Origin of the sequence: Coleofasciculus sp. FACHB-712 (assembly GCF_014695635.1) — a bacterium.
Classification (GTDB): domain Bacteria; phylum Cyanobacteriota; class Cyanobacteriia; order Cyanobacteriales; family FACHB-T130; genus FACHB-T130.
In genome coordinates, this window is the sequence record NZ_JACJOQ010000357.1 from 1 (window position 1) to 10,766 (window position 10,766).

The window sequence follows — 10,766 nt, forward strand, 5'->3', positions numbered from 1 at the left end:
ATCCACTCCAGCGGCGTCTATAAGTTGCGCGATCGCATAATCCCAAGCTGTCAACACGACAATGGGACGCCCCTGTTGTTTCCACTGGATTAATTGCTGGGTGGTGACTGCCATTTTTTAGATGCGATTTTGAGAAGGTTGTTAATCATTGGTAGGGATAGGCTAGAACCCACCCTACTTGTAAAAATTAACAACTATTTCAGCGCTCCGGTTTCATCGTTTGCACAAATCTTAGAAAATCGTCAGTTTCCCAGCCGTCTTCAATATCTAGGGTCTGTATGTTAAAAACTCCTACAGAACCGTCAGTCAGTTCGACTTCCATCGGCACTGTTCCACCAAGACCATAGGTGTTCACTACCTGTTCTACCAGAGTACAAGGCATATTGAACGTACCCATATCGATTCTGCCATTGTTAGCTCTGTAATCCCAAACGACTACCTTTTCAATTCCAGCAGAATAGGGTTGCTGACAGTAGAATCGATGACTCAAGGCAATCATCCGCGCCATGTGGACATCGTAGCGGCGCATCTCACCCCCGAAAGCAGAAACAGTCGTGTTTCTATCGGGGACTTCAAAGTAACCCAGTCGTACGTTAGCACTGGCATCGAGGGTATTTTCTAATCGGATGGTATTGATCCGGATGTCTGCTGGACTAGCAGCTTGAGCGATCGCAGAGAAAGCCGTGGCAGCGATCGCTGCACTTACAACAGTTTTGGCAAATTTTTTCAGCATGGAAGCGTCAATCTGTTAATGACTCAAACAACCTGTAACAGACTTCAACTTCCGGCTGACTTATTCCGTTAATCTAGACCTTGACAAATTGTTTACTCTTCTCCCCGAACGAAGGCTAAGTGCGGGGTCACGCGCCCTGTCGTCAAGCTAATCCAAGCGAGTCCTTCACTGGTTCCCACCCACAACTTATCGGCGACATCCGTTGATAAAGAGAGTATCCGACTGGAGGGGAGGTCGCCAACTCGATCCAGAACCGCACCCGTATCCGGATTCAATCTCAATAAACCATTATCTGTCCCCACCCAAACGCTCCGATCTTGGGCAAAGCGCACAGCGGTAACGTTGCGCCCCCTGAGTGGCGTCACCGACCGCAGCACATCCCCGGTTTTTGGGTCAATGACTAGCAAACTGCTGGGCGTTCCTGCCCAAATCCGTCCCTGTGGATCTAGGGTGAGAGCTTGCACTGTGGTGCCGGGAATATCCCTCAGCCGCTTCATCACAAAGGCATTGGCGGTATTAATTCGCACTAATCCTTCTAAGGTTCCAACCCATAACTGACCTTCGCGGTCGAGGGTGAGGGCATTCGCTGACACTCCGGGAAGCTTTTGCACCGTTGTCATTAACAATCCCTGGTCGGGACTGATCATGGCAAGACCGCGATCGCTTCCTACCCACAGATAACCCCGCTGGTCAGTCAATAGCGACAACACCCGATTAGACGGTAAGGTGAAATTTTGCGCCGTCACTTCATTGCTGCGGGGATCTACACGCAGCAGTCCTTCGTAAGTTCCCACCCAAACTCGTCCCACTCGGTCTTGCGCTAACGCGCCGATGGTGTAGTTTGGTAGAGCAATCCGAGCCAAAACATTGCCTGTCCTCGGATTTATCCGCGCTAAACTCTGCCAGGAACCAACCCAGAGACTGCCGGTATAACCCGGTTGCAATGCAGTGACGCGAAAATCTGCGGGTAGGGGGGTGGCTTCTTGCCGTCGGCGTTCGGGGGGCAAGGGACGACCTCCAGGCGGCGGCGATGAGGGTGGATAGGTGAGTAGGTCATCTCCCCGGTCTACCTCCGTAGATTGTTGAGCTAGTACGCCACTACCACGGGTCTGTGAATCTGATTGGATGATTCCCCATACTGGTAGGCTTAAAGAAAGCAGCGTAGCACTAATAAACAAACCGATACGCTCACTCAAGAATGCCATCGCTAATCTCCTTAGAAGAGGCTTTGCTAACGTGCCTCTCTTCATTTAGCTGAAATATAAGTTCCTACTACATTTAAGCCTGTGTTAGCGACAGATTGAAAAATTACAACGAAGTCGCGATCGCAGATTGCATAACTTGAGTATATGTACTCAACAAATTAATCACAAACGCCAAATGTTTTTAGTTTGCCATTGACAAAGTAGAAAGCATTTGAACAGTATGCAAGGGTGCCAATTTCTAAATATTGAGGGACACCGGCTGAATCAGTTGGTAGTGCTTTCCAGAGTTCAATTGCTGGTTTTGCTTTAAAAATTTGCTGTTCGGATGTTCCAGATTTCAAAGGAGAATATTCGCGGGCGGCTGGTCCGAGTTCTCCGGATGGTTTGAAGCTAATCGCTGTGTAAATAGTGCCTTCTGAGGAGTCTGGAAGATGGCTGAAATCCTTAACCACGGCTGAATCGAACTGTCCGCTGCTCTGGCTAATGGCGATCAAAAATCGAAAATTATTATTTTTAGGGTTGACTAACAATAGAGCGTAATCTTTCTGCTTGTCTTCGTTGAAGTCAGCAGTGAAAATGCTACAAGTCGTTCGCTGTCCGGGATTTTCTCGCTCGTAGGCACGAATGGAAGCGACAAAGTCCGATTCTTGCGCCAAGCGATACTTGCCCAAGCTTGCTTCGAGCGATTTGGGAATTTCTCCTTGGCACTGAGGTTCTGGTAGCGCTGTCATGGATGGGGCTGCTTGAGTCCCGATGGAAGCTGGATCGCGGCGAGAGGCCGTCACATCGGTTAATGTACTCAGCGGCAGATGGTTGGATACAGCGATTGCACTACACGCTCCCAGCATCAAGGATGCGGCTAGGAGAGAAACTTTTTTTAGCATTCCCAACAAAAAACAACGACCCTATAATATTCGGTGCGCGATCGCTATTTTCAGTGATTTTTATTCGTTTACTAATTGTTTCCAAAAGTCAAGTCTTTATTTGTAACAAAACCTATAGATTTATAGGTAATAAGTAAAGCTTATGTTTACAAAAAGAAGATTAGAATATCAACTTATTACCTTGCTGGTATAGTTAAAAATTAATAAAGAAAAAAGTTATGGGATCGCTTAAACCCGTAACAACATTCAGGATTCCCTCAGGAAGGAAGACATGTCTTACTCTCAAACAAAAACTCAGACAAAGACTGGGTATAAGGCCGGGGTTCAAGATTACAAACTCACCTATTACACCCCAGACTATACCCCCAAAGATACTGATGTCTTGGCGGCTTTCCGGGTTACGCCTCAGCCTGGTGTTCCTCCAGAAGAAGCTGGTGCTGCTGTTGCTGCTGAATCTTCCACAGGTACCTGGACAACAGTATGGACAGACCTGCTGACAGACCTGGATCGTTACAAGGGTCGTTGCTACAACATCGAGCCAGTACCAGGCGAAGACAACCAATATTTTTGCTATATTGCTTATCCCCTGGATTTGTTTGAAGAAGGTTCTGTTACCAACTTGTTGACCTCTCTGGTGGGCAACGTGTTTGGTTTCAAAGCCTTACGTGCGCTGCGCTTGGAAGACTTAAGAATTCCTGTTGCGTACCTCAAAACCTTCCAAGGCCCTCCTCACGGGATTACCGTTGAGCGCGACAAACTGAACAAGTACGGTCGTCCTTTGCTGGGTTGTACGATTAAGCCGAAGCTCGGTTTATCAGCTAAGAACTACGGTCGTGCCGTCTATGAAGTCCTGCGCGGTGGTTTGGACTTCACCAAAGACGACGAAAACATTAACTCCCAGCCTTTCATGCGCTGGCGCGATCGCTTCCTGTTCGTTCAAGAAGCCATCGAAAAAGCTCAAGCTGAAACAGGTGAAATCAAAGGTCACTACCTAAACGTGACTGCTCCCACCTGCGAAGAAATGATGGAACGGGCTGAATTCGCTAAGGAAATCGGCACACCGATCATCATGCACGACTACCTGACGGGTGGCTTCACTGCTAACACCACCCTCGCTAAGTGGTGCCGCCGCAACGGTATCCTGCTGCACATTCACCGCGCTATGCACGCTGTGATTGACCGTCAAAAGAACCACGGTATTCACTTCCGCGTTCTCGCCAAGTGTCTGCGGATGTCTGGTGGAGACCACCTGCACTCCGGTACCGTCGTTGGTAAACTGGAAGGCGAAAAAGGCATCACGATGGGCTTTGTTGACCTAATGCGTGAAGACCACATTGAAGAAGATCGCTCTCGCGGTATTTTCTTCACCCAAGACTGGGCTTCTATGCCTGGTGTGATGCCCGTGGCTTCTGGTGGTATCCACATTTGGCACATGCCTGCTCTGGTGGAAATCTTTGGTGACGACTCCTGCTTGCAGTTCGGTGGTGGAACCCTTGGGCACCCCTGGGGTAACGCACCTGGTGCAACCGCCAACCGTGTTGCTTTGGAAGCTTGTGTCCAAGCTCGTAACGAAGGTCGCAACCTGATGCGCGAAGGCGGCGACGTGATCCGCGAAGCTTGTAAGTGGAGTCCTGAGTTGGCGGTTGCTTGCGAACTTTGGAAGGAAATCAAGTTCGAGTTCGAGGCAATGGATACTCTGTAATCTAATGACAGAGTCATGATTGTTGAGTGCTGAGTTAAACTTAAACAAACTCAACACTCAAAATTCAGAACTCTTTAGGTCTGGGGTCAAATATGGATCTCAAGCAAATTGCCAAAGACACGGCTAAGACACTGATTAGCTACCTGACTTATCAGGCAGTGAAAAATATCGTGGCTCAGTTGAGCGAAACAAATCCTCCTTTGGCAATTTGGCTGAGTAACTTTTCTAAAACGGGCGTCATCCAAGATGGAGAAGCCTACGTCAAGGAATTACTCAAAGAAAATCCAGAGTTAGCGCTTCGGATTATGACTGTGCGCCAGCATCTTGCAGAGGAAGTAGCAGACTTTTTACCTGAGATGACTCGCACTGGTATTGAGAAATCTAATATCGAATATCGGCGTCAACATCTCGAGCGAATTACGCTACTTACTTTACCTGACCCCAGCTTCCAGCCGGAACAACAAACTGAATCACCAGGCGAGTCTGGATAACCTCGACCGTCATCTGACAGAACTCTTCAACTTTGGACGTTAGACCGCATCAAGCGTCCACTTAGCAGACATACCTACAAGGAAGACCACACAACTATGAGAACTCTGCCTAAAGAGATTCGTTTCGAGACTCTTTCCTATTTGCCAGCGCTTACCGACGCGCAAATCAACAAGCAAATCCAATACATCCTCGACCAAGGCTATATTGCAGGGGTTGAATTCAGCGATAGTTCTGCACCGGAACAGCACTACTGGACATTGTGGAAACTGCCTCTGTTCAATGCTACGACAACCCAAGAAGTTCTCACTGAAATCAAAGCTTGCCGTTCTGAGAACCCCAACGCCTATGTCCGAGTCATGGGCTTTGATAACATCAAGCAGTGCCAAGTTCTCAGCTTCATCGTTGGGAAACCAAACCAAAGAGGTTACTAAACCTTAATTAGTCAGGTGGGCGCTGCCTAACCGACTCACTTTTAACTCGTTCGTGCAAAATTGGAGAGGCAGAGCAATCTACCTCTCCAATTTGTTTGTTTGATGCCTAGCAATCGGAGCATTCACTTTAACAGACTATGACCTACTACATTTCTCCCCGCTTTTTAGACAAGCTGGCGGTTCATATCACCAAAAATTTTCTTGACCTCCCTGGAGTACGAGTTCCTCTGATTCTCGGAGTTCACGGACGGAAGGGAGAGGGAAAATCTTTTCAGTGTGAATTAGTATTTGAGCGGATGGGCATTGAAGCTGTCCATATGTCGGCAGGGGAACTGGAAAGTCCAGATGCAGGAGATCCCGGGCGTTTGATCCGCCTGCGCTATCGGGAAGCAGCAGACTTGATCAAGGTGCGCGGCAAGATGTGCGTGCTAATGATCAATGATTTGGATGCTGGGGCAGGGCGCTTCGATCAAGGCACCCAATATACGGTGAATACTCAGCTGGTGAATGGCACGCTGATGAATATTGCTGATAAACCTACAGATGTGCAACTTCCTGGCAGTTATGATTCCACGCCGCTACCCAGAGTGCCGATTATTGTCACAGGCAATGACTTCGCCACCCTGTATGCGCCGTTGATTCGGGATGGTCGGATGGAAAAATTCCACTGGGAACCCGATAGAGATGACAAGATTGGCATCGTCGGAGGCATTTTTGAGCCAGATGGATTATCTCGCAGTCAGATTGAACAGTTAGTCGATCGTTTTCCCGATCAAGCGATTGATTTCTTTGGTGCAGTGCGATCGCGCATTTACGATGAACAAATCCGCTCTTTCATCCACGACATTGGGATTAACCGGGTTTCTACTAGGGTAGTAAACAGTGCTGAAGGACCACCAGTGTTCAAAAAGCCTGATTTCACTCTTTCTCGCTTAATCGAGTTTGGCAACCTGATGGTTCAAGAACAGCAGCGAGTTCAGAATTCACGGTTGGTACAAGAGTACAATACAGGGCGACGCTCCGTGACTCCAGAAGTTAGGGATGTGCCTCAGATGCCATCCATACCGCCGGAAAATCGGAAGACCGTTGTCCGTAATGAACTGGCGAACGAGCCATCGCACCCCCATGAGTCCGACCGAGGTAACGGTCACAGCAGCAACACTCAGGTAAATAGTGCCCGAATTAGTCCAGAGGTGCAGCAACAGATCCGGGATCTACTTGCCCAAGGCTATCGCATTGGTATAGAACACGCAAATGCACGTCGGTTCCGCAGCCAATCTTGGCAAAGCGGCGATCCCATTCAGACAACAAATGCATCGGAAGCGATCGCTGCTTTGGAAGCTAGCTTGAGCGAGCATAATGGGGAGTACGTGCGCTTCATTGGCATTGACCCCAAAGCCAAGCGGCGCGTTGCAGAAACGATTATCCAACGTCCGAATAGTTAACGTTTGTAGTACAGTATTTGCTGGGAAAGCGATCGCCCCAACAGAGCGATCGCTTTTGTTTATCCTGGCGAATCGATAATTCAATAAAAGCGAGATGGGAACAAAAATTTGTTAATTTCGTCGCCCTTTGCGGTATAAATTTACAGTAACGAAGTGAGCGATCGTGATTAAGATATAGAGGCTCATCGAATCACAAAATCAATCCAACTTCTGTAAAGTTTAGGTAAAGTTGCACGATTTTTGTGCAATTTTTGATGAAGTTTTCATTGCTGAGATAGCGATCGCTTAATCACTTTACTTGTCACCGTAACAGAGCGATCGCTATCTCACGAGCAATTGCTCAAACAACCTGCCTGTGCCTCTTTCAACACGTTTTTAGTTCGCTAGATTTGCACTTTGGTTAAAAAAAATCATGCAGTCCATAATCATCCTCTGGACTGATGTTTCGCTATGTAAAGCCCCTTACGATGAGATGACACTAAAATTATGTTTAATGATTCCTTGAACCGAATCATTTCATTGAAATCTAGGCTGTTCTTAAATACGAGTAACTAAGCTTTTTCCGGGTGTTTCTAATGCGAAAAGCGAATGACTAGCGAAAAACAAATTATAGGGTGGATAGAAAAACATTCTATGTTGCAATTGCAGTCAATCAAAAGGCTTTTTAGTAGTTTCTAAATAGCTCTTGAAATTGCATCCTAGCTGTTGTTTGAAACTGAAAATATCAAAGCGTTTTATCTCAATCTCTTCACGAGAGCAATGATAAACCACTCCTAAAAAGTAGCGAAGTAAAGGCTGTGTATACTCTAATAAACGAAGGTTATACAAAACTATTGAATCAAGATTGCCATTCAGTCCTTGAGCCTAGCTATTCAAAGAGACAAACAATCGCAATAACCCTAGTGTAAGCCTAATTCTTTGACTATGAAACGCCCGATTACCTCTCCCCATGAAGATTTGGCTATTACTGACTCTGCAAGTATTTCTAAATCTTCCCCAAAATCGACAAGGTCTCAAGGAAATTGGATGCGTTACTTAGTCTTAGGACTATTAACTAATGCAGCTATTTGGGGAGGAGCTTTATATTATATAAAAGTTACCAAACCCAATTACAGCACTGAGTTAGCGCTTAGTTTACCCTCAGCCGGTTCAGCCAGCAATATCAACCTGCCAGGGATTGGGCAAGCTTCCTCTAAAAGCGACTCTCCCTACATGAGTACGAATCAAGATCCCAGAGAGAACTATAAATTTCTAGCTCTCAGTAAGCCGGTCTTGGAGACTGCTGCTAATAAGCTCAATATGCCCTTGCAAGATTTTGGTAAACCCAGAGCTAAAGTATTAGACAACACCACGCTGATGACTTTTGAGTTTCAAGGAACGACTCCCGACGAAGCTTATAAAAAATCTTTAGCGCTCTACGAAGCCTTGCAAGTAAAAATCAACGAACTGAGAATTAAGGAAGCCGCTCAGCAGGATAAAACGCTACAATCCACCCTTGGGGAGTCCCAAAAAAAATTAAAAGCAGCGCAAACACGCCTATCTGAGTACAAAGCGCGTTCGGGTTTAACTTCTACGGATCAACTTACGAACCTTTCACAAAATATTGAACAGCTACGCCGACAGCGGGCTGAAGTATTAGCTAAACAGCAAGATGCGAATGCTCGTTTGCAAGGACTATCTAGTAGCTTAGATTTATCGGCTAAACAAGCAGCAGATGCTTTTGTTCTTCAAGCCGACTCCCTATTTCAACAATACTTACAAGACTATAGTGAAGCGAACAGCCTCTTCGTTGCTTTGCAATCAAAGTTTTTACCCGATCATCCTGCTCTAATTCAGCAGCAGGCAAAGCTAAATGCCGCTCAAACGGCTTTACTGAGGCAGGGGCGATCTCTTTTAAAGCGACCCGTTACGATAGCAAGTCTAGAAGAACTTAACCTGAGCAAAAGTGGTGGATCGGGAACCTCGCGGGATGCTCTTTTCCTAGAGTTAGTGACAGTGCAAACAGAGGCACAAGGACTCCAAGCAGAAGCGCGATCGCTCAACCAACAGCTTGCTCTACTTGAGAATCGGCTCAAGTCACTTGCACAGCAAGAGGTTTCATTAGCCGACCTGATGCGAGATGTGCAAATTGCCGAAGCAGTTTTTTCTTCTACTTTAGCGAGATTGGATTTGAGCAAGTCAAATATATCTTCCTCTTATCCTCAACTTCAAATCTTTACAGAGCCTACAATTCCGACTTCTGCGAGTGCCCCCAATAAGAAATTAGTTCTGCTAGGTGCAGCCTTAGGTTCCTTGTTTTGTACTAATGGACTACTGTTACTGTGGCTGCGCGATCGCAAAATTTCTCGGTCTTCTACGCTAGTTAAACATACCTACTTGGATACCAGTCCGTAATCACTGGAAATCGATTCAGATTTCAGGAGATAAACCGCAGCAACAATATTGTTTTGATTAGACCCAAGATGCATGAACCAGATATCAATGAAACCTCAAAATCTTGAAGAAAAGTTGATTTGGTATTACATTACCTGGATTTATGTAATTCACATTCTTGGGCTACAAATGACCTTAGTGCCTATACTAGCTTGGTTTTTCTTGTGGCGTGTAGGAAAGAAACTGTGGAACCAAACAGAGAATACGCCCACTGAGGAGAAAATAACCATTCCCACAACAATCTGGGTGTGGATTATTTGTATCTTAGTCATGGAGGTGGCTTTAATTGCTGCTCACATGAACTTCAATCTAGGATTAGGCAAAATTCTTAACTCATCAATCAATTGGGTTGTAAGATATGCTCCCTTAGCGTTATTTCCTCTTGCAGGCTGTTTAAAAATTCGACCACAGATAATTTATAGAGCAGCTTGCATACTTTGTCTGCAAAGCTTAATTGCTGTGATCGTTTGCTATACAGCGTCTAGATTACACCTACCTTCTCATATCTACACTTCCCCTTTGCGGATCATAGAACGTAGCGGTCTTGCTTACTACAGTGTTAACCTCTACGGTCTCGATCCTGAAGGAGGTGGAGTTCGTCTTGAATTGTTTACCCCCTGGGCACCCGCCTTGGGAATGGTAGGAAATATCTATTTCTTTCTAGCAGCGCAAGAATCGAACAAAAAATGGCGATTCATTGGCATGATTGGCGCGGTTGCAATGATTGTGGGTTCGGTTTCGCGCCTAGGTATTGTATCTCTTCCTTTTGTCATATTTTCTACTTGGGCTTTATCAAATTTTACGAAACCTTATATACAGCTCATAGCCGGAATCGCCAGTTTTATTATGGGAGTGTTTTCTTCCTGGCTAATCAATTCATTTAGAGCTTTCTCAGATATGTTCTACCAGGCTAGAGCCGGCTCTTCTAGAGTGAGAGATATATTGGCTCGCCTAGCAGTAGAACGTTGGAAAGAAGCTCCTATTTGGGGACATGGAATTGGTGAATTTAAAGGGCCTGCTGTTGCAACATTCAAGCCCATCGGTTCTCACAATACTTGGTTTGGTCTTCTGGTAACGAAAGGAATCGTAGGGTTTACGGCACTTGTCATTCCCTTGGCTTGGAGCTTCATAGATTTAGTAATTAAGTCGCAAAGTAGTCGAGTTTCACGAGTAGGATTAAGTATAATTTTGGTGATATTTATGTTTACTTTTGGGGAAAATATAGAGGCTCTTGCCTATGTTTATTGGCCTGGGTTAGTTATGTTAGGAATTAGCATCAAAGAAAAATTTCCTAGCTTTTTATTCACTGAGACCAATATTCCTGAAAACGGTTATAGAGTCAAAACAGAACTTTAAACTGTTTACTGATGATTGAGGGGAATTAAGATAACATTTTTTTTATTAGACTTACACAAAGGTTAAACTAAATGCCAGTAATATC

General features: G+C 45.7%; 10 protein-coding genes. 6 read left to right on the plus strand and 4 right to left on the minus strand.

The features are described 5' to 3' along the window. The 4 genes from H6F50_RS09430 to H6F50_RS09445 all read right to left on the minus strand — a co-directional run. On the minus strand, positions 1-114 hold a 114-nt coding region (locus tag H6F50_RS09430), incomplete at its 3' end, for a 3-methyl-2-oxobutanoate hydroxymethyltransferase (protein ID WP_190428492.1). Between the two features lie 85 nt (positions 115-199). After that, positions 200-733: a hypothetical protein gene (locus H6F50_RS09435; protein WP_190428493.1), complete on the minus strand. Its 534-nt coding sequence runs from the start codon at positions 731-733 to the stop codon at positions 200-202. Positions 734-825: 92 nt separating this feature from the next. Then, positions 826-1,938, minus strand: coding sequence for a two-component regulator propeller domain-containing protein (locus H6F50_RS09440; protein WP_190428494.1), 1,113 nt, complete (start codon positions 1,936-1,938; stop codon positions 826-828). 158 nt (positions 1,939-2,096) lie between these two features. Beyond that, complete coding sequence (locus tag H6F50_RS09445) at positions 2,097-2,822, minus strand: hypothetical protein (protein WP_190428495.1); 726 nt, start codon at positions 2,820-2,822, stop codon at positions 2,097-2,099. Positions 2,823-3,093: 271 nt separating this feature from the next. Between H6F50_RS09445 and H6F50_RS09450 the strand changes: the two genes are divergently transcribed. The 6 genes from H6F50_RS09450 (at position 3,094) to H6F50_RS09475 (ending at position 10,681) form a co-directional block, all read left to right on the plus strand. Beyond that, entirely contained in the window at positions 3,094-4,524 is a 1,431-nt protein-coding gene (locus tag H6F50_RS09450; protein ID WP_190411163.1) for a form I ribulose bisphosphate carboxylase large subunit, read from the plus strand. Positions 4,525-4,616: 92 nt separating this feature from the next. Continuing rightward, positions 4,617-5,015, plus strand: coding sequence for a chaperonin family protein RbcX (locus H6F50_RS09455; RefSeq protein WP_190411164.1), 399 nt, complete (start codon positions 4,617-4,619; stop codon positions 5,013-5,015). A gap of 96 nt (positions 5,016-5,111) precedes the next feature. Then, on the plus strand, positions 5,112-5,447 hold the full coding sequence (locus tag H6F50_RS09460) for a ribulose bisphosphate carboxylase small subunit (protein WP_190411165.1): 336 nt from the start codon (positions 5,112-5,114) through the stop codon (positions 5,445-5,447). Between the two features lie 137 nt (positions 5,448-5,584). Next, positions 5,585-6,892 carry a ribulose bisphosphate carboxylase small subunit gene (locus tag H6F50_RS09465; RefSeq protein ID WP_190428496.1) on the plus strand — a complete coding sequence of 436 codons (1,308 nt, stop codon included), beginning with the start codon at positions 5,585-5,587 and terminating at the stop codon, positions 6,890-6,892. Between the two features lie 924 nt (positions 6,893-7,816). Then, positions 7,817-9,286, plus strand: a complete 1,470-nt coding sequence (locus H6F50_RS09470) for a hypothetical protein (RefSeq protein WP_199292061.1) — start codon at positions 7,817-7,819, stop codon at positions 9,284-9,286. Positions 9,287-9,373: 87 nt separating this feature from the next. Continuing rightward, a complete protein-coding gene (locus tag H6F50_RS09475) occupies positions 9,374-10,681 on the plus strand; it encodes an O-antigen ligase family protein (RefSeq protein WP_190411167.1) in 1,308 nt (435 codons plus the stop codon). Positions 10,682-10,766 lie beyond the last annotated feature (85 nt).